This window comes from Pseudothioclava alba (genome assembly GCF_033100795.1).
Taxonomy (GTDB): Bacteria; Pseudomonadota; Alphaproteobacteria; order Rhodobacterales; family Rhodobacteraceae; genus Pseudothioclava.
Genome location: NZ_JAWLVI010000003.1, coordinates 291874 through 310718, shown reverse-complemented (window position 1 = coordinate 310718; position 18845 = coordinate 291874). Strand labels below are relative to the sequence as shown.

16 protein-coding genes are annotated in these 18845 nt (G+C 62.3%); 10 read left to right on the top strand and 6 right to left on the bottom strand.

What is annotated here, in order from left to right; all coding sequences use genetic code 11:
• Positions 1-32: 32 nt before the first annotated feature.
• Positions 33-776, top strand: coding sequence for a DNA repair protein RecO (gene recO / locus RYZ20_RS09615; RefSeq protein WP_317672851.1), 744 nt, complete (start codon positions 33-35; stop codon positions 774-776).
• Here recO and RYZ20_RS09610 read toward each other — a convergent pair.
• Positions 749-1252 carry a GNAT family N-acetyltransferase gene (locus RYZ20_RS09610; RefSeq protein WP_317672849.1) on the bottom strand — a complete coding sequence of 168 codons (504 nt, stop codon included), beginning with the start codon at positions 1250-1252 and terminating at the stop codon, positions 749-751. The genes recO and RYZ20_RS09610 overlap by 28 nt on opposite strands.
• A gap of 163 nt (positions 1253-1415) precedes the next feature.
• Positions 1416-3080 (bottom strand): acyl-CoA dehydrogenase family protein, encoded by a 1665-nt coding sequence (locus RYZ20_RS09605; protein ID WP_317672847.1) that lies wholly within the window; start codon positions 3078-3080, stop codon positions 1416-1418.
• A gap of 215 nt (positions 3081-3295) precedes the next feature.
• On the opposite strand from RYZ20_RS09605, the gene RYZ20_RS09600 reads away from it, so the two are divergent.
• Positions 3296-4072, top strand: a complete 777-nt coding sequence (locus RYZ20_RS09600; protein ID WP_317672845.1) for a sulfite exporter TauE/SafE family protein — start codon at positions 3296-3298, stop codon at positions 4070-4072.
• Here the strand turns inward: RYZ20_RS09600 and RYZ20_RS09595 are convergent.
• Together RYZ20_RS09595 and RYZ20_RS09590 are read right to left on the bottom strand one after the other, a co-directional pair.
• Complete coding sequence (locus tag RYZ20_RS09595; protein ID WP_317672843.1) at positions 4069-5172, bottom strand: Hint domain-containing protein; 1104 nt, start codon at positions 5170-5172, stop codon at positions 4069-4071. The two genes, RYZ20_RS09600 and RYZ20_RS09595, sit on opposite strands and share 4 nt — an antisense overlap.
• A gap of 11 nt (positions 5173-5183) precedes the next feature.
• Complete coding sequence (locus RYZ20_RS09590; RefSeq protein ID WP_317672841.1) at positions 5184-6776, bottom strand: Hint domain-containing protein; 1593 nt, start codon at positions 6774-6776, stop codon at positions 5184-5186.
• A gap of 317 nt (positions 6777-7093) precedes the next feature.
• Between RYZ20_RS09590 and dapE the strand changes: the two genes are divergently transcribed.
• The 3 genes from dapE (at position 7094) to rnr (ending at position 10996) form a co-directional block, all read left to right on the top strand.
• Positions 7094-8239, top strand: a complete 1146-nt coding sequence (gene dapE, locus RYZ20_RS09585; RefSeq protein WP_317672839.1) for a succinyl-diaminopimelate desuccinylase — start codon at positions 7094-7096, stop codon at positions 8237-8239.
• Positions 8239-8652, top strand: a complete 414-nt coding sequence (locus RYZ20_RS09580; protein ID WP_317673016.1) for a GNAT family N-acetyltransferase — start codon at positions 8239-8241, stop codon at positions 8650-8652. The genes dapE and RYZ20_RS09580 overlap by 1 nt, the downstream gene beginning before the upstream one ends.
• 76 nt (positions 8653-8728) lie before the next feature.
• Positions 8729-10996, top strand: coding sequence for a ribonuclease R (rnr, locus tag RYZ20_RS09575; RefSeq protein WP_317673014.1), 2268 nt, complete (start codon positions 8729-8731; stop codon positions 10994-10996).
• 3 nt (positions 10997-10999) lie between these two features.
• Here the strand turns inward: rnr and RYZ20_RS09570 are convergent, their stop codons facing one another.
• Entirely contained in the window at positions 11000-12583 is a 1584-nt protein-coding gene (locus tag RYZ20_RS09570; protein WP_317672837.1) for a phospholipase D-like domain-containing protein, read from the bottom strand.
• A 92-nt stretch (positions 12584-12675) separates the two neighbouring features.
• On the bottom strand, positions 12676-14274 hold the full coding sequence (locus tag RYZ20_RS09565) for a phosphoenolpyruvate carboxykinase (protein ID WP_317672835.1): 1599 nt from the start codon (positions 14272-14274) through the stop codon (positions 12676-12678).
• Positions 14275-14639: 365 nt separating this feature from the next.
• Between RYZ20_RS09565 and RYZ20_RS09560 the strand changes: the two genes are divergently transcribed.
• Genes RYZ20_RS09560 through RYZ20_RS09540 form a run of 5 tightly spaced genes read left to right on the top strand, consistent with a single transcriptional unit; the run spans position 14640 to position 18832 of the window.
• Positions 14640-15341 (top strand): response regulator transcription factor, encoded by a 702-nt coding sequence (locus tag RYZ20_RS09560; RefSeq protein WP_317672833.1) that lies wholly within the window; start codon positions 14640-14642, stop codon positions 15339-15341.
• Positions 15338-17083, top strand: coding sequence for a sensor histidine kinase (locus tag RYZ20_RS09555; RefSeq protein ID WP_317672831.1), 1746 nt, complete (start codon positions 15338-15340; stop codon positions 17081-17083). The genes RYZ20_RS09560 and RYZ20_RS09555 overlap by 4 nt, the downstream gene beginning before the upstream one ends.
• Complete coding sequence (locus RYZ20_RS09550) at positions 17080-17514, top strand: HPr kinase/phosphorylase (RefSeq protein WP_317672829.1); 435 nt, start codon at positions 17080-17082, stop codon at positions 17512-17514. The genes RYZ20_RS09555 and RYZ20_RS09550 overlap by 4 nt, the downstream gene beginning before the upstream one ends.
• The gene (rapZ, locus tag RYZ20_RS09545; protein ID WP_317672827.1) at positions 17511-18434 is read left to right on the top strand and encodes an RNase adapter RapZ; all 924 of its coding nucleotides are present in this window, start codon (positions 17511-17513) and stop codon (positions 18432-18434) included. The genes RYZ20_RS09550 and rapZ overlap by 4 nt, the downstream gene beginning before the upstream one ends.
• Positions 18431-18832, top strand: a complete 402-nt coding sequence (locus RYZ20_RS09540) for a PTS sugar transporter subunit IIA (RefSeq protein ID WP_317672825.1) — start codon at positions 18431-18433, stop codon at positions 18830-18832. The genes rapZ and RYZ20_RS09540 overlap by 4 nt, the downstream gene beginning before the upstream one ends.
• Positions 18833-18845: the final 13 nt, after the last annotated feature.

Genomic DNA, 18845 nt, shown 5'->3' with positions numbered 1-18845 from the left:
TCGTGCGGGCGATAAGTGCGCAAAGGTCCGGCATGGATTGGCAAGATCACGGAACCATCCTCTCGATGCGGCCCCACGGGGAGACCGCAGCGATTGTCGATGTGTTCACGGCCTCGCACGGGCGGCATTCTGGTGTCGTTCGGGGCGGTGCCTCGCGCAAGATGGCGGCCAGTTTGCAACCCGGCACCCATGTTGCGCTGAGCTGGCGGGCGCGGCTTGAGGATCACATGGGCGCATTTACGCTTGAGCCGGTCAAGGCGCGCTCGGGGGTGTTGGGCGATCGGATGGCGCTGTTGGGGTTGAACTCGGTCTGTGCGCTTCTGGGGTTTGCTTTGGCTGAGCGCGAGCCGCACCCGGTTCTGTATGCCGCAACCGAGCCTTTGTTCGACGTCATCGACATGGCGCATGATGGCTGGGAAGTCGATTATCTGCGGTGGGAAATGGGGCTCTTGGACGAGCTTGGCTTCGGGCTTGATCTGGGGGCTTGCGCGGTGACCGGATCACGCGACGATCTGGCCTTTGTCAGCCCGAAATCGGGGCGCGCTGTTAGCCGCGCGGGGGCTGGCGAATGGGCACCCAAGCTGTTGGCCTTGCCGCAATTTTTGTTGGGGCAGGGGTCTGCTACCTATGACGAACTGGTGCAGGGGCTTGCGCTGACGGGATATTTCCTTGAGCACCGGATCGCGCCGGAGCTTGGCGGGCGCGGCCTACCCAAGGCGCGCCAACGCCTGATGGATGCGCTGGCCCGTCAGGGCGTCGGGCGGTCGTCCAGCTGAAGCTGCAACAGCGCCAGATCGAGCCAACGCCCGAATTTTTTGCCGACCTGCGGCATTGTGCCGGTGCGGGTAAAGCCAAGCGCTTCGTGCAGGCGGACCGAGCCGTCATTCGCCCCGTCAATCGCCGCGATCATCACATGGAAGCCGCCTTCCCGGGCGCGTTCGATCAGCGCTTCCATCAGCTTGCGCCCGATCCCGCCGCCGCGTGCTTCGCGGTTCACATAGACCGAGTGTTCGACGCTTAGATGATAGCCGTCATGCGGGCGGAAGGGGCCGAAACTGGCGTAGCCCATCGCGCGGCCGTCGGCCTCCCACACCAGCACCGGATAGCCTGCTGCCTGTCGATCAGCGATCCACTGGCGGCGGTTCTCGGCATCGACCAGGATCTCGTTCCAGATCGCTGTCGTGTTGGCGACGGCGTCATTGTAAATCTCGCGGATGGCTTCGGCGTCTTCGGGGCGGGCGTCACGGATCATCGGGGGTCTCCTTTGCCCCAGAGATTGCCCGAACGCGCGGCGCGTGCAATGCAAAACGGGGCCGCGATAGCCCCGTTGCGGTAGTTTATGTTTGCCCCCGGAGCTGCGACGCGCAGCGCGTTCGCCGCTGAGAGCTTCCACTGGAAGCTCTCCGAGACACGGCTCACCCCAGTAGTCGCCGCGCGATCACCTGAGCCTGAATTTCCGCCGCCCCTTCAAAGATGTTCAGGATGCGGGCGTCACACAGGACGCGGCTGATCTGGTATTCAAGCGCGAAACCGTTGCCGCCGTGGATTTGCAGTGCGTTATCGGCTGCCGACCACGCGACGCGGGCGCCAAGCAGCTTCGCCATGCCTGCCTCAAGGTCGCAGCGCTGGCCGTGGTCTTTTTCCCAAGCCGAGAAATAGGTCAGCTGGCGGGCGATCATGATCTCGACCGCCATCATCGCCAGTTTCGAGGCGACACGCGGGAATTCGATCAGCGACTTGCCGAATTGCTTGCGGTCGATGGCGTATTGCATACCGATTTCGCAGGCCGATTGTGCCACGCCGACAGCGCGGGCGGCGGTCTGGATGCGGGCCGATTCGAAGGTCTCCATCAGCTGTTTGAAGCCCTTGCCCTCTTCACCGCCCAAAAGGTTCTCGCCCTTCACGCGGAAGCCGTCGAAGCCAAGCTCGTATTCCTTCATGCCGCGGTAGCCCAGAACCTCGATCTCGCCACCGGTCATGCCGGGCGTCGGGAAGGGGGTCTCATCGGTGCCCGGCGTCTTTTCGGCCAGGAACATCGACAGACCTTTGTAATCGGTCGTGTCGGGGTTGGTGCGCGCCAGCAGCGTCATGACATGGGTGCGCGCGGCGTGGGTGATCCACGTTTTGTTGCCCGTCACCACCCAGTCGTCGCCATCCTTGACCGCGCGGGTGCGCAGCGAGCCAAGGTCGGAGCCGGTGTTCGGTTCGGTGAAAACGGCGGTCGACAGGATCTCGCCCGTCGCTAGGCCCGGCAGCCATTTGGCCTTTTGGTCCTCGGTGCCGCCGCACAGGATCAGTTCGGCGGCGATTTCCGAGCGCGTGCCAAGCGAGCCAACGCCAATATAGCCGCGCGAAAGTTCTTCGGTCACAACAACCATCGAGGCTTTGGACAGGCCAAGCCCTCCGAATTCCTCGGGGATGGTCAGGCCGAACACGCCAAGTTCTGCGAGTTCGCTGATGATCTCCATCGGGATCAGTTCGTCCTTCAGGTGCCACTCGTGCGCGTTGGGTTTCACGCGGTCTTCGGCATAGCGGTAGAACTGCTCGCGGATCATCTCGAGTTCTTCGTCCAGACCCGAGGCGCCAAAGACCGAGCGGCCCTGTTCGTCGCGCATCAAGGACACCAGCGCCATACGCGCGCCGTTCGAGTTGCCCGCCGCGATCAGCGTTTGCGCGGCGTCCGAGGGCGTCCATGCGATGTCGAGGGTCGCAAGGCGGATCATCTCGCCCTGGTTCATCTGGATGCCGCCCTGAATCTGCGCGAGGTATTCACCAAAGCCGATTTGCAGGATCAACTGCTCCATCTGACCGAGCTTGCCGTCTTCCGCGATGCGTTTGGCCCAGTGCTGAAGCTGGATCAGCGACTGGTTGTAGGTCGCGAGCCACGACAATCCGTGCGCCTGATACTGGTGCTCCTCAAGCAGCGCGCCCGAGATGCGGCCATCCTTGGAGGTCTTGGCGCGCAGTGCTTCGGTCGCCTGATCGACGAGTGCGGCGACTTCGGGCAGGACCGCTTCGGTCAGGCCAAGAAGATCGGAAAGAACAGTGTTTTTCGGCATATCGCCCCCATCATGCGCCATGAGTCGGACCCCTTCCAAACCAGGTTGGTTGTGCATAGGCATTTTGCAGGTGCAGCGCAATAAAAATTCAACAATGACGTTGTGTTTGTTTTTATATGTCGTGCGCAATTCGGGTTTTTCCGCGTTGCCGCATGGATTTCGGGCGCTCTGGCGTAAGATTGTATTGGTGTGATTGTTTTGATTGGCGTGGGCGCGGGGCGGCGCTAGGAGAGGGAATGATCGACTTTCTGCTCACCGATTTTACCGCGCTCCAGATCGTTTTGGCGCTTGCTGTCACGCTTTTCGCGGGCTTTGTGAAGGGCGCCATCGGCTTTGCAATGCCGATGCTGATGCTCTCGCTTTTCGGTTCGTTCATGCCGTCGGAAAAGGCGCTCGCGCTGTTGATCCTGCCGACGCTGGTTACCAATCTGGCACAGTCGCTCCGGCAGGGGCATGGGGCGGCTTGGGCCTCGATTGTGAAATACCGGCTGTTTATCGCGATGGTGCTGATCTTCATTCCGATCACGGCGGGGTTCGTGCGGATCATCCCGCAGCCTTTGATGTATGCGTTGCTGGCCGGGCCGATCGTGCTGTTTGCGGGGGTGCAACTGGTGGGGGTAAGCCTTGCGCTGCCAATCCATCATCGCCGCCGCGCCGAGATTGTTCTGGGGATTATCGGCGGGATGTATGGCGGGATTTCGGGGATTTGGGGGCCGCCGCTGATCATCTATCTGCTTTCGATCCATGCCGAGAAAAGCGAGGCGGTTCGGGTGCAGGGCGTGGTGTTTCTGCTGGGCGCGGTGATGCTGACGGTGGCGCATATCGGGTCAGGGGTGCTGAACCCGACGACGGCGCCCGTTTCGGCGCTGATGGTCGTGCCCGCGATGATCGGAACATGGCTTGGCTTTCGGGCGCATGACAGGCTGGACGCCGCGCGGTTCCGGCGCTGGACGCTGGTCATGCTGCTGCTGACCGGCCTGAACCTGTTGCGCCGCGCGATTGCCGCGCTTTAGGCGGCAACCGGCCCGCGTTTTTGCGCGCGGGCGGCGGCCAGCGTCATTGCCTCATAGCTCTTGAGCACAGGGCGCGCGCGGCGGGGATGCGTGGGCAGCTTGCCTGCTTTCGCCAGGTCGGCCAGCGCGGTATGGGCAGCCAGCGAGGAGTGCCGTGCCAGCGCGCCAATCGCCAGGCTTTCGATCAGGCAACCGTCGGAAATCAACAGATGATGCTGCGCGAGCAAAATGCCGTGCCAGCCCAGAACTGCCGGGCGGTCGGGCTGCAATGCGGTGCAGCCGTCCACAAGATAGCGGGCGGGCACCAGCACTTCGTCCTTGTCGAAGAGGTAATCCACCATGGGGCCGCCGACTGCGACGCGGTGTTCGGGCATGAGCCAGAGGTCGCGCGTCGCGCCGAAGCTCGGGGCGCACAGGCGCACGGGGCAGAGGCTGCCAAGCGCGGGCAGGCTGACACGGCCCGACCAGACGACGGGTTGCGCCCCGCCGTCGACGGTTTCCACCAGATCGCCTGCGCGCAGGCTGGCGGCGGGGCGGGGACCGGTGGGCGTGTCGATCAGGGTTGCGGGCGCGAAGCAGGCGCCCGGCCCGACCGGATGCACCCGGTCCGAAAGCGCGAGCCATTCGACACGCGGGCCAATCCGCGCCGCATCCGTGTTCGAGGTCAGCGCCTCGGCATCTTCGCGCGCAAGCGGTAGCGGCGCGTGGCCAAGGCGTTGCCGGATGCTGCTGTTATCCAAGGCTTCAAGCGTCAGAAGGCTGGTGCGGGCAGGCGCATCCCAGCTCCATGTCAGGCGCATCCGCCCACCAGCGGCGATTTCGTCGGAGGCGTCGATGGAGAGCGCGTGAAACGCCTCGCCTTGCCGCTGCGAGACGCACAGGTGCCCGTCATGGGTGAACGAGACAGACAGGAATCGCTGCCAGCCGTTGCGGGTCGCATGGTGCAAAAGCGGGACGATGTCCTGCTCGCCGCGCATGAGAGAGAACTCCAGCATCAGCGTGCCGCGCCCAAGAAGCTGCGGCAGCGGATGATCTGACAGGGCAACAGCGCCCATCTCGGGGTGATGTGCGGCAAACCAACCTTGGTCGTGAACTGACATCCTGTCCCCTCCTACGCGGCTTTGCGCCGGATCAGCGCGCGCGCCTCATAGCCCCTGAGCATCCGCCGCGCGGCGGGGCTGTAGCCTTCGCCGGTGCGCGGGTCGATCTCGGGGAACAACGCACAGATCTCGGCCTGCACGGCCTCTTCCAGACCACCAAGGATCTGTGGGCCGGGCAGGAAGCTCTCGCTTGCCATGCCTTCCGAGAAGATCACCTGATGGCGGTCGAACAGAAGATGGACGTAGCAGACCTCACCGCCCTCCTGCACGGTAACGCTGGAGCCGTTAACAAGGTCTTTCGCCGCGACCAGCACCTCGGCCTCGCCGAACATCAGATCGGCCAGCGGATCGCGCACCAGAATACGGTGTTGGGGCGAGATCAGCACATCGCGCTCGGCACCAAAGCTGCCCGCGCGAATACGGATCGGCGCGAAATTCCCCTCCGCTGCAACCTGTCGCATCCCGATCCACCGGAGCGGCTGCGCCCCATCGTCCTGCGTCAGCACCAGATCGCCCACGCGCAGGGTTTCGACCTCGCGCAGCCCCTCGGGCGTGTCGATCAGAGTGCCGGCCACAAAGCAGGGCACGGTGTCGACCGTGATAAAGCCGTTATCGGTCTCGCCGGTGGAGCTTTGCACCGTGTAGGTAAAGCTCTCGACTGCCTCGTCGCCATCGGAGACGATGGTCAGCGTGCCGTCTGCGTTAAGCGTGACCACCTCGCCCGACGACAGAGTGACCGAATCCCCTGCGCTGACGTTGATCCCGTTGATCTGGGTGATGGTCAGTGTGCCGGTTGTTCCGTTCTGGTCATTGGCCAGAACGTCGATCGTCTTGCTGGCGTTGGGTTGCAGCCAGACATCGTCGTCAACCGCGATCAGCGTTGTCTGGACCGATCCGCCTGCGATCAGCACATTGGAGTCGTAAGCCGAGTCCGAGACATCCGCGATCCCGATCCGCAGCGAGTTCACCTCGCCCGAGACGACCGGAAAGCTGACCGAAAGCGTGACGGTCAGGCCGTCCATTTCGGTGTTATAGGCGTCACCCGTGTTGTCGAGATAGAGGTTCGTATTGGACAGCGGGTTGACGTTGTTAACCGAGGCGTCGCCGATCACCATATTGACCGGCTCGCCGTTCACCCAGATTCCGACCATATCAAGATATTGCGAGTTCACATATTCGGGGTATTCGTCCGAGGCGAAGACAAAGCTGATGGTCATCAGGTTGCCTTCGGGGACGAAATCCACATCCAGCCATGCCGCGTCATAGGTGCTGGTGCCGGCCAGAGCATTGAAATCGGCGTTATTGTTGATGCCCGAGTTGTTGACCGACTTGCCGTTTGACTGGTTGGTATTCGACGGGTTGCTCCACCAGCCTCCGCCGTTGGAGTTGGTGTAATCGGCGGCGTAGCCGGTCGAGAGGATGATGCCCGTGTCGCTTGGGGTAGCCCCCGGCGCGATGGTGTCGCCGCCCGAATAGATCGCCGAGGCGCGGTTGTCGCCGGTATAGGAGGCGCTGATGACCGTCGTGCCGTCGCCAAAGATGGTGTCGGCCATCTGCATGGCCGAGGCATTGATGTTATAATTCAGCTCGCTGGCTGTCGCCATTACTGCCTCCATACCATCGGAAGGCAGTGCAAACACCGCATGACGGGACGTGCCTGTTCGTCCCTTTGACCGGGCCTTTTGGCCTCTGGTTATGTCGGGCTTGTGCCCTGCTCGTTTGCCCTGCCTCGGGTCTTTTGATTTTCGTCAACAATATGCATGAGTTACGCCGCAAGGAAACTGTTTTTTCTTTTGGTCGTGGTCAGGGTGGCGTCGGGTGATGCGCGCGCAACACCTTTGGGGCGGGCAAAATGGCAGTGCTGTTGTGCTTGGGGGGCGGCGCGGCTAAGGCTGGAGCGTATGAATTTGCGGAGGTTCAGATGCCCGTCGATCCCGTCCAGTTGACTGTCGATCTTGTCCGTTGCCCCTCGGTGACGCCCGAGGAGGGAGGCGCGCTTGTGCTGCTGGAGGGGCTGCTCTCAGAGGCGGGGTTTGCCTGCACGCGGGTCGACCGGAACGGCACGCCGAACCTGTTTGCCCGCTGGGGGCAAAAGGGCGCGGGCCGGACCTTTGGCTTCAACGGGCATACGGATGTTGTGCCGGTGGGCGATGCGGCCGCGTGGACGCATGACCCGTTCGGCGCCGAGATCGAGGGCGGATACCTCTGGGGGCGCGGCGCGACCGACATGAAATCGGGTGTCGCGGCCTATGTGGCGGCGGCGATCGATTTTGTGACCGAAACCCCGCCCGAAAATGGCGCCGTGATCGTGACGGTGACGGGTGACGAGGAAGGCGCGGGCCGCGACGGGACGCTGGCGATCCTGGACTGGATGCAGACCGAGGGCGAAGCGATGGACGCCTGCATCGTGGGTGAGCCGACCTGCCCCTCGACGATGGGCGAGATGATGAAGATCGGGCGGCGCGGTTCGGTGACGTTTTTCCTTGAGGCACAGGGCGTGCAGGGCCATGCCGCCTATCCGCATCGTGCCAGGAACCCGCTTCATGCGCTGGTGAAATTGCTCGACCGGATGACCGCTGCGCCGCTGGATCAGGGCACTGCGCATTTCGACCCGTCCACCTTGCAGATCACCACCATCGACTGCGGCAACCCGGCGACGAATGTGATCCCCGCGAAAGCGCGTGCGACGGTGAACACCCGCTTCAACGATGCCCATACGGGTGCTTCGCTGATCGACTGGGCCAAGGGGCTGATCGCCGGGGTCGAGGCAGAAACCGGCGTCACGATCACGCTGCGCCCCGAGGTCTCGGGCGAGTGCTTTCTGACGCCCCCCGGCCCGCTGGTCGATCTGGTCGCCGCTGCGGTCGAGGCGGAAACGGGCATCCGGCCCGAGCTGTCCACCTCGGGCGGGACTTCGGACGCGCGCTTTGTCAAAGACCACTGCGCGGTGGTCGAGTTCGGGCTTGTCGGCCAGACCATGCATTCGGTCGATGAACGTGTCGCGGTGGATCAGATCGCGCCCTTGAAGGCGATCTACCAGCGCGTCTTGCAGGAGTATTTCGCGTGATCGACATCCATGAAACGCAGGATTTGGACGCTTGCCGCCGGTTGCGGCGTGTCGTGTTTATCGAAGAGCAGAATGTCTCGGAAGCGGATGAGATGGACGGTCGCGATGCCGAGGCCGTGCATCTTCTGGCGCGCGACGATGGCGCCCCGCTTGGCACCGCGCGCCTTTTTGTCAAAGGCGAGCTTGGCAAGATCGGGCGGGTTTGCGTTCTGGCCGAGGCGCGCGGGCGCGGGCTTGGCGCGGCGCTGATCCGTGCAAGCGAAGCTGCCCTTGCCGCACGCGGCTGCACCAAGGCGCAACTGGGGGCGCAATGTCACGCGATCCCGTTCTACGAAAAACTGGGATACACGGCCTTCGGTCCGGTTTACGATGATGCGGGTATTCCGCATCGGGATATGCAAAAATCCCTCTGACACTCTGATTGCCCCGGAAGGTCAGGGGTTTGGTGGCGCGAAGGCGCGCCCATTTTAGGAACGTGCAATGAGCAAACTGCCCCAGATCCCCTCGCGTCAGGAAATCCTTGACTGGCTGGCCGACCATCCGGGCGCCAGCTCGAAACGCGATATAGCCAAGGCCTTCGGGATCAAGGGGCCGCAGAAGATCGAACTAAAGCGCGTCTTGAAAGAGATGGAGGGCGAAGGGCTTCTGGCCAAGCGCCGCCGGTCCTATCATGATGCGGCAGGCTTGCCGCCGGTGACCGTGCTGGAGGTGATGCGTGCCGACAGTCAGGGCGATCTGTGGGCGCGCGCACCGGAATACGAGGGCGAGGGGCCGGAGCCGGTGATCCTGCTTTTGACCAAATCGTCGGACCCCGCGCTTGCGGCCGGGGATCGGGTGTTGGGCCGTCTCGCGCCTGCTGTGGGGCAGGGCTATGACTATGAGGCGCGGATTATTCGCAAGATCGGACAGGCGTCGCATCGCGTGGTCGGCATCTTCCGCAAAAATGCCGAGGGCGGGCGGATCGTGCCGATCGACAAAGGCGCCGATAAGGAATGGTCCATCGGCGCGGGCGATGCGCTGGAGGCCAAAGACGGCGAGTTGGTCGAGGCCGAACAGATTGGCCCCAAGGGCCGCATGGGGCTGCCCCGTGCAAAGGTGATCGAACGGCTTGGCGATCCGTCAGCGCCGCGGGCCGTTTCGCTGATTGCGATCCATCAGCACGGTATCCCCGACGACTTTCCCGATGCCGCCGTGGCCGAGGCAGACGCTGCCAAGCCCGCGATCGCCAAGGGGCGCGAAGATTTGACGGGCCTGCCTTTTGTGACCATCGACCCGGCAGACGCGCGCGACCGTGATGACGCCTGTCTGGTGATCCGCGATGAAGACCCCAAGAACGAGGGTGGCTTTCTGCTTTGGGTCGCGATTGCCGATGTCGCGCATTATGTGACGCCCGGCTCCGCGCTGGACCGCGAGGCGAAGAACCGCGGCAATTCGACCTACTTCCCTGACCGCGTGGTGCCGATGCTGCCCGACCGCCTGTCGGGTGATCTGTGTTCGCTGCACGAACATGTGCCGCGCGCGGTTCTGGCGGTGCAGATGAAGGTCAATTCCTTTGGCCAGAAGGTCTCGCACCGCTTTACGCGCGGGATCATCAACTCGGTTGCCTCGCTCGAATACAAGCAGGTGCAGGCCGCTCAGGATGGCGCGCCGGACGAGAAATGCGCGCCGCTTATGGACGAGGTGATCGCGCCGATCTACGAATGTTTTGCGGCGCTTCTACATGCGCGCCGCCTGCGCCAGCCGCTAGAGCTGGACCTGCCCGAACGCCAGATCATCATTGATGAGGCGGGCAAGGTGTCCTCGGTGCAGTTCAAGGAACGTCTCGATGCGCATAGGCTGATCGAGGAATTCATGGTGCTGGCCAATGTCGCTGCCGCCGAAGAGCTGGAGCGTCTGCGCCGCCCGCTGCTCTACCGCGTCCACGAAGAACCCAGCCCCGAGAAGATCGAGGCGCTGCGCGAAGTGGCGCAGGCCTCGGGCTTTACGCTGGCAAAGGGGCAGGTTCTGAAGACGCAGCACCTGAACAACCTTCTGGCGCAAGCCGAGGGCAGCGAGTTTGACGAGTTGCTGAACATCACCACGCTGCGCTCGATGACGCAGGCCTATTACGCGCCGCAGAACTTCGGGCATTTCGGGTTGGCGTTGCGGTCTTACGCGCATTTCACCTCGCCGATCCGGCGCTATTCGGACCTGATTGTCCACCGCGCGTTGATCGCGGGCCACGGCTGGGGCGATGACGGGCTAAGCGCAACCGACGCCGAAGAGTTGCAGGAGACCGCGCAGCATATCTCGGAGACCGAGCGGCGTTCGATGATTGCGGAACGCGACACCACCGACCGCTATCTGGCTGCTTATCTGAGCGAGCGGGTCGGGGCCGAGTTTACGGGCCGCATCTCGGGGGTGCAGAAGTTCGGTGCCTTTGTGAAACTGGATGAAACCGGCGCGGACGGGTTATTGCCGATCCGCGAAATCGGGCGCGAGTTCTTCCACTACGACCGCGACAATCAGGAACTGGTCGGCGCGGATACGGGCCTTCGGATCACCGTTGGCCAGCGCGTTCTGGTGCGGCTGGCCGAGGCTGTGCCGGTGACGGGTGGCCTGATGCTGGAACTCCTGGAACTTGAGGACTCGCCAATGCCGTCCGGGCGCCGCAAGGGCGGCAAGAAGCCCGGTCAGCGGATGCCGCGCAAGCCGGGGCGCGACAAGGCCAAGGGTGCGGCCATCGCGCGCAAGGTCAAGCGCACGCGCCGCAAGTAGGGCTTACAGCATCCACTCGATCGGCAGGCGCTGCGCGATCCCCAAAAGGATGCGCGTGCCAAGCCGCGTTCCCGGCTCGCGCGTCAGCGGGGGTTCTCCCGCGCGCTTCCAGGTCAGGCGCAGGTTGCGCGCGATGGTGACGCGCCACGCGAAATTCTGCACCGTGGCATCGAACATCGCGGTGATGTCGGCTGCAAGATCGGGGGCATCCAGCAGAACGCCGTTTTCAGTATTCAGCCGCATCGAACGGGGATCGAAGTTGAACGAGCCCACGAAGACCCGTGCGCGATCCACCGCAAAGACTTTGGCGTGCAGCTTGTTGCGCGAAAACGGCGAGGTGCCTTTGATCTCGGGGCCAAGCAGTTCACTAAGTTTGCGCTGTGCGGGGTGGGCATCAGGCGCGTATTCGTAAAGCGCGACGCCACCGCGCAACAGGGGGCGGCGGCGATGGGCATAGCCCGAGTGCACAATCGGCACGTCGGTCGAGGCCAGCGAATTGGTCAGAATGCGCACCTTAACTCCGCTGGCGGCGTAGCGGCGCAGCGCTTTGACGCCCGCGCGCGTGGGCACGAAATAGGGCGAGGCAATCGCAAGATCGTGCTGCGGCTGGCCTATGGTGGAGAGCAGGGTTTGCCAGACAAGTTCGGCGCCGCGTGCCTCGGGATGGTTCATCTTTTCGGGGGTGTCGGCCAGAATATGTGCCTTGGCCCAATGGATCGGCAGCGCGGCCTTGCCGAGCAGAGGGGCTGCGTTTTCGCCTTCTAGCGCTGCGGCGTAGCGTTGCGCGCGCGGTGTGGACAGGCGCGCCGCCAGCCTGTTCTGTTCGGTATGCAGATTGTTCGCCTGCGGGGGGGCAAGGGTTAGTTCGGCAGGCACCGAAAGGCGCGCGTTCCAGTAACGGTCGAACTGGCGCGCGGCATCGGGCAGGGACGGACCGCTGATCGCGATGTCCATATCCAGATATAACCCCTCCGGCCCCAGCGTGTTGAAATAGATGTCCCCGATATTGCGCCCACCCAGAATCGCGATCTGCCCGTCAACGATCATCGCCTTGTTATGCATCCGGCGATTGAGGCGGCGGAAATCCGACAGGTATCCAAGCGCGCGAAACCGGCGCAGCGGAAAGGGGTTGAACAGGCGCACCTCGATATTCGGTGTCTGCGCGAGGATTGCGAGGGTGCGGTCCATCCCGTAAGTGCCATTGTCATCCAGCAAAAGCCGCACCCGCACGCCGCGCGCGGCAGCCTCGTGGAGTGCTGCGCACATAAGCCCGCCCGACGTATCATCCTGCCAGATGTAATATTGCAGATCGACCGAAGAGCGCGCCATGCGCAGCAGTTCCAGTCGCGCGGCCAGTGCGTCAATCGGGTCTTGCAGCAATTGCACGGCGCTTTGATCCGGCGCAGGGGGCACGCGCCCCCCAAGCGCTTGGGTCAAAGGTGCGTCGAGAGGGGCAGGCAGGCTATGGCTGGCGGGAAACGGCCCGCGCGGGCGCGGATGGGTCAGGCGGGCGGCAAAAAGCACCCCAAAGGCCGCCAGAACGGCGGCGGCAAGACCGGTCAGCAACAAGAGAAACAGATGCCACATGGCGCCACTATGGGGCCGAAGCCACCGCACCGGAAGGGGCAAAGCAAAAGGCCGGGAAAACCCCGGCCTTTCATGTCGTCTGTCTGCGGCGCTTAGCCGATTGCGGCGGCTTTCACGTCCTCGTCGATGAACGGGACATATTGCGCGAAGTTGTCCGAGAACATCTTGACCAGTTTGCCAGCCTGCGCGTCGAAGGCGTCCTTGTCGGCCCAGGTGTCGCGCGGGTTAAGAAGCGTTGCATCCACACCCGGAACCGCGACCGGAACCTCGAAGCCGAAGTTCGGGTCCTTGCGGAACTCGACACCGTTCAACGAGCCGTCAAGGGCAGCGGTCAGCAGCGCGCGGGTTGCCTTGATCGGCATACGCGAGCCGGTGCCGAAGGCGCCGCCGGTCCAGCCGGTGTTCACGAGCCAGCACGATGCGCCGTGATCGTGGATCTTCGCTTGCAGCAGCTTGCCGTAAGCCTCGGGGCGACGCGGCATGAACGGCGCGCCGAAGCAGGTCGAGAAGGTCGGGATCGGTTCGGTCACGCCCACTTCGGTGCCCGGCGTCTTGGAGGTGAAGCCCGAGAGGAAGTGATACATCGCCTGCGCCGGCGTCAGGCGCGCGATCGGCGGCAGAACACCATATGCGTCGCAGGTCAGCATGATGACGTTCTTCGGGTTGCCGCCAAGCGCGGTTTCCGACGCGTTCGAGATGTAGTGCAGCGGGTAAGCGCAGCGCATGTTGTCGGTGATCGAATTGTCGAAGAAGTCCAGTTCAAGGGTTTCTTCGTCGAACACCATGTTCTCGACCACGGTGCCGAACATCGAGCAGGTCGCATAGATTTCCGGCTCGGCCTCTTTCGAGAGGTTGATGGTCTTGGCGTAGCAGCCGCCTTCGAAGTTGAAGGTGCCCTTGTCCGACCAGCCGTGCTCGTCGTCACCGATCAGGATGCGCGAGGGGTCCGCCGAAAGCGTGGTTTTGCCGGTGCCCGACAGGCCGAAGAAGACGGCGGTGTCGTCGGGGTTGCCGATCGCGTGGTTGGCCGAGCAGTGCATCGCCATCACGCCTTTGCCCGGCAGGATGTAGTTGAGAAGCGTGAAGACCGACTTCTTGTTCTCGCCCGCGTAAGCGGTGTTGCCGATCAGGATGAGCTTCTTTTCGAAGTTCAGCGCGATCACGGTTTCCGAACGGCAGCCGTGTCGCTCGGGGTTCGCTTTGAACGACGGGCAGTTGATGATGGTGAACTCGGGCGCGAAGGTGTCGAGTTCCTCGCGATCGGGGCGGCGCAGCATCGTGCGGATGAACAGGCCATGCCATGCCAGTTCGGTCACGACGCGCACATCGAGGCGATGCTCTGCATCGGCACCGCCGAAGAGATCCTGCACGAAGTAGTCCTTGCCCTTCATGTGATCCAGCATATCGGCGTAAAGCACGTCGAATTTGGCAGGGTCCATCGGCGTGTTGTTTTCCCACCAGATGGTGTCTTCCACGTCGGGGGTGCGAACGACGAATTTGTCCTTCGGCGAGCGGCCGGTATGGGCGCCCGTCGAGCAATAGAAAGCGCCGCCTTTACCCAGCGTGCCTTCGTCCCGTTTCAGCGCGGCTTCCACCAGCGCCGGTTCGAGAAGGTTGTAATAGACATTGCCCAGACCGTTGATGCCTTGATCTTCGAGGCGTTTCGCCGGGTTCACGCGTCCAATGCTCATCTATAGCTCCCGATGCCGTCAGTGCGGCTTTCCGTCGGTTCCTCCCGGCATCCCGGGCCTAGGGATACCGATCCGGCTGCCTCGAAAGGCTATATGTCGCAGAGTCATTACGAGGCGTCGGATAATCGCCCTATAGCACGCGGTTTCTTGGATGGAACAGCACGCAACGCTACCGTTAGCGCAACCATTTCGAGTTTAGCGCCACCATGCCGGAAAGGTGAGACAAATTAGTCAAACCTTCGTTTTTTTCGACTCGAATGAGTCGGAATGCGCAGGTGATTCGCACAACGCAGTTGATTTGCCGACTCGGAATGCCGATGATGTTGGAAAATGAAAACATAAGAGCAGTTGGTGGGGTGACCAATATGTCGAGAATTGCGCTGGTCGATGACGACCGCAATATTTTGACGTCTGTTTCAATGACGCTTGAGGCAGAGGGATACGAAGTCGAGACCTATAATGACGGACAGGCGGCGCTGGACGCGTTTAATAAACGCCTGCCGGATATGGCCGTTCTGGACATCAAGATGCCGCGGATGGACGGGATGGAGCTGCTGCAACGGCTACGCCAGAAAACCGCTATGCCGGTCATCTTCCTGACCTCGAAAGACGACGAGATCGACGAGGTTCTGGGGCTGCGGATGGGTGCGGACGACTATGTGAAAAAGCCGTTTTCGCAGCGCCTTCTGGTCGAGCGTATCCGTGCGCTGTTGCGCCGTCAGGATGCGATTTCCGGGGTCGAGATCCCGACAACCGAAGAAAACAAGGTGATGGTGCGCGGCTCTCTGACGATGGACCCGCTGCGCCACTCGGTGCTGTGGAAGGGTAAGGAAGTCACGCTGACAGTGACCGAATTCCTGCTGCTTCAGGCTCTGGCGCAGCGGCCCGGTTTCGTGAAGTCGCGGGATCAGCTGATGGACGTCGCCTACGACGATCAAGTTTACGTCGACGATCGCACAATCGACAGCCATATCAAGCGTTTGCGTAAAAAGATGCGCACCGCAGACGAGGAATTCTCTGCGATCGAAACGCTCTATGGCATCGGGTATCGCTATAACGAAGAATGACATTTGCTGAGCGCATAGGACTGGGCCGGACGCGCCCCAAACCGACTGACCGTCGGTCGGGGATCGACGTGGTTCTCGGTGAGGACTGGATCGCGCCTGACGGCGTGGTCGACGAAGACTTGACGCGCGGGCGGGCGCGGCGCGGGTTTATCTCGCTGAACCGCTCGCCGCTGGCGCGCAAGATCATCACCTTCAATCTTCTTGCGATGCTGGTGTTGGTTGCAGGGGTGCTGTTTCTCAACCCGTTCCGGCAAAGTCTGGTGCTCCAGCGCGAGATCGGCATCGTGTCCGAGGCAGAACTGATCGCCGACATCTTCGAGGCGCGGCTGCCGAAGAACGCTCCGGTCAATCTGGCGGCGGGCGATGGTATAGATCTGGCCGAGACGCTGGCAGGGATCGAGCTTCCCGAGGGTAGCAAGCTGTTCATCTTCGATCTGTCGGGGGGGCTTTTGGTGTCCTCTGACGATGTCGAAACGCAGCCGCGCGCAGCGGTTGACGGATTGGGTATCGACCATCGCTCCACAATCATCACCAACCTGATGAACAGCGCGTGGGAAGGGTTGTCCAAACTGTTCGCCAAGGAAGAAGGCGCGGAAGACGCAATCGATTCCCGCGACGTCGCGACCCGGCTGATCCCCGAGATCGACGGCGATATGACAAAGATGGTGACATCGAAAACCGTGCGTGGTGATACGCTTTTTTCGGTTGGAACTGGTATTCGCCAAAATGACGTTCTGATCGGCAAACTGGTGCTGACCTCCGCCGCGGGAGAGATCGAACAGCTTGTCCGTGCCGAGCGAGAGCAGGTTTTGCAGATGTTCGTGATCGCGATGATCGTGTCGATCGGGCTTAGCCTTGTGCTGGCCTCGACGATCGCGAACCCCTTGTCGGATCTGGCGGCAGCGGCCGAAATCGGCGAGGAAAAGAACGCGCGCAAAATGAGTCCCACACGGGTTCGTATCCCCGATCTGACGGCGCGGCCGGACGAAATCGGGCGGTTATCGGGCGCTCTGCGCGGGATGGTAACGGCGCTTTACGACCGGATCGACGCGAACGAACAGTTCGCCGCCGATGTCAGCCATGAGATCAAGAACCCGCTGGCCAGTATGCGTTCTGCGGTGGCGTCCCTGCATATGGTCAAAAAAGAGGAGCATCGGCAGAAACTGCTGGATGTGATCGACCACGATGTGCGGCGTCTGGACCGGCTGGTTTCGGATATTTCCAACGCGTCACGGCTGGATTCAGAGTTGGTGAAAGAAGAGGAAGACACCTTCGATCTGGTGAAGATGGTCTCGAACCTGACCGAATTCCTTGGCCAGCAGGCCGAGGAGAAGGGCGTCGAGTTCATTACCGACCTGCCCGCGCGCGCGATACGGATTACCGGTCTTGAGGGGCGGTTGGCACAGGTTTTCGTGAACCTTATCACCAATGCGGTTTCCTTCTGTGACGAGGGGGATGCGGTGCGGGTCTGGGCGCGCAAGCGTGACAACCGTGTGCTGGTCGTGGTCGAAGATACCGGCCCCGGCATTCCCGAACAGGCGTTGACCAAGGTTTTCAAACGGTTCTATTCGCAACGGCCCGAGGGGCAGTTCGGCGATCATTCCGGCCTTGGACTGGCAATTTCCAAGCAGATTGTCGAGGCACACGGCGGGGTGATCTGGGCCGAGAATATCCGCCCGACGGATGCCGATATTACATCGGAGCCTCTGGGTGCGCGCTTTGTGGTGGGGCTTCCGGTGTGAGCGACGCGCCGACCGGGCAGAATGTTCACGGGACAGTTGTCGCGCTGGACGCTGACCGTGGCGTTTTGCTGATCGGCCCATCCGGCTCGGGGAAGTCTTCGATGGCCTTGCGGCTTATGGCCTTGGGGGCGAGGCTCGTTTCAGATGACCGCACGGATTTGCGGCAGGAGAACGGAGCGCTTGTTGCCTCGGCCCCAGCCGCCATCGCTGGCCGAATCGAGGCGCGTGGCGTCGGAATTCTGGCCGCTGATGCCCTGCCTTTCGCCAAGGTTGTTCTGGTGGTGGATATGTCTCGCGCGGAGGTGGATCGCTTGCCTGCTGAGCGCGTGACCGAGCTATGCGGTGTGCGGGTTCCCCTTGTGCTGCAAGTGCAAAAGCCCCATTTTGGTCCGGCTATATTGCAATATCTGAAAGCTGGGAGAGTCGCTTGAGTGGTGCCGCAACATCCGATCCGGAAGTCCTGCAAAGGGTGGTTCTTGTAACCGGCCCTTCGGGTTCGGGGAGGGGGACGGCCATCGCGGCACTTGAAGACTTCGGATACGAGACAATTGATAACCTGCCCTTGTCGATGGTGCCTCGGTTGCTTTCGGGCGAGGTGCGTGGGCGTCCGGTGGCCTTGGGTATCGACGTGCGCAATCGCGATTTTTCGGTCGGTGCTATGATCGAGCTGATCGACGGGCTGACGCGCGATCCGACCATTCATCTGGAACTTCTGTATCTGGATGCCTCGATTGATGTGCTGGAGCGCCGCTATTCCGAGACCCGCCGCCGCCACCCGCTCGCCCCGATCGAAGCCCCGCGCGAGGGGATCGTGACGGAAATCGAGATGCTCTTGCCGATCAGGGCGCGTGCCGAGGTGCTGATCGACACCACGCTCACCAGCCCGCATGATCTGCGCGAGGAAATATCACGGTTCTTTGATCCGGGTCTGCTGGATCGGCTGACGGTCTCGGTCCATTCGTTCAGCTATAAACGCGGTGTGCCACGCGGCGTCGATATCATGTTCGATTGCCGGTTCCTGACGAACCCGCATTGGTTGCCCGAGCTGCGTCCGTTTACCGGCCTTGATCCGCGGGTCGCGGCCCATGTCGAAAGCGACCAACGACACGCCGAATTCCTTGACCGCATTCTGGGGCTATTGCTGCTTCAACTGCCCGCTCATGTGGAAGAGGGGCGCACCCATGTTGCTATCGGTTTCGGGTGCACGGGCGGCAAGCATCGCTCGGTCGCGATGGCCGAAAAGGTCGCGAAGGCTCTTGCAGAGTCCGGCTGGCAGGTGTCAAAACGTCACAGGGAACTTGAACGGCACGCAATCACGGTGCCGGATCAGAATACAAGGATCGGCGCGTGATCGGGATTGTGATCGTCGCACATGGAGGGTTGGCCCGCGAGTATCTTGCGGCGGTCGAGCATGTTGTCGGGCCGCAGAAGGGCATCCGGGCGATCACGATCGAGGACGATCATGACCGCACCACGAAACAGGCCGAAATTCGTGCAGCGGCGGATTCAGTCGATACGGGGGACGGGGTTGTCGTCGTGACCGACATGTTCGGCGGCTCGCCTTCGAACCTGAGCCTGATGGCCTGCGAGCAATGCGAACGCGAGATCATCTACGGCGCGAACCTGCCGCTTCTTATCAAGCTGGCGAAATCGCGCAGCCTTGGGGTTCATGCGGCGGTCGAGGCGGCTCTGGACGCCGGTCGCAAGTATATCAACAGCTATTCGATGTGTGGTCCGGCCGTTAAGTAAGGCCGCAAAAGAG

Excerpts from the sequence above, each read along its gene's own strand:
- recO (WP_317672851.1), top strand. The coding sequence starts at position 33 with ATGGATTGGCAAGATCACGGAACCATCCTCTCGATGCGGCCCCACGGG.
- RYZ20_RS09610 (WP_317672849.1), bottom strand. The coding sequence starts at position 1,252 with ATGATCCGTGACGCCCGCCCCGAAGACGCCGAAGCCATCCGCGAGATT.
- RYZ20_RS09605 (WP_317672847.1), bottom strand. The coding sequence starts at position 3,080 with ATGGCGCATGATGGGGGCGATATGCCGAAAAACACTGTTCTTTCCGAT.
- RYZ20_RS09600 (WP_317672845.1), top strand. The coding sequence starts at position 3,296 with ATGATCGACTTTCTGCTCACCGATTTTACCGCGCTCCAGATCGTTTTG.
- RYZ20_RS09595 (WP_317672843.1), bottom strand. The coding sequence starts at position 5,172 with ATGTCAGTTCACGACCAAGGTTGGTTTGCCGCACATCACCCCGAGATG.
- RYZ20_RS09590 (WP_317672841.1), bottom strand. The coding sequence starts at position 6,776 with ATGGCGACAGCCAGCGAGCTGAATTATAACATCAATGCCTCGGCCATG.
- dapE (WP_317672839.1), top strand. The coding sequence starts at position 7,094 with ATGCCCGTCGATCCCGTCCAGTTGACTGTCGATCTTGTCCGTTGCCCC.
- RYZ20_RS09570 (WP_317672837.1), bottom strand. The coding sequence starts at position 12,583 with ATGTGGCATCTGTTTCTCTTGTTGCTGACCGGTCTTGCCGCCGCCGTT.
- RYZ20_RS09565 (WP_317672835.1), bottom strand. The coding sequence starts at position 14,274 with ATGAGCATTGGACGCGTGAACCCGGCGAAACGCCTCGAAGATCAAGGC.
- RYZ20_RS09560 (WP_317672833.1), top strand. The coding sequence starts at position 14,640 with ATGTCGAGAATTGCGCTGGTCGATGACGACCGCAATATTTTGACGTCT.
- RYZ20_RS09555 (WP_317672831.1), top strand. The coding sequence starts at position 15,338 with ATGACATTTGCTGAGCGCATAGGACTGGGCCGGACGCGCCCCAAACCG.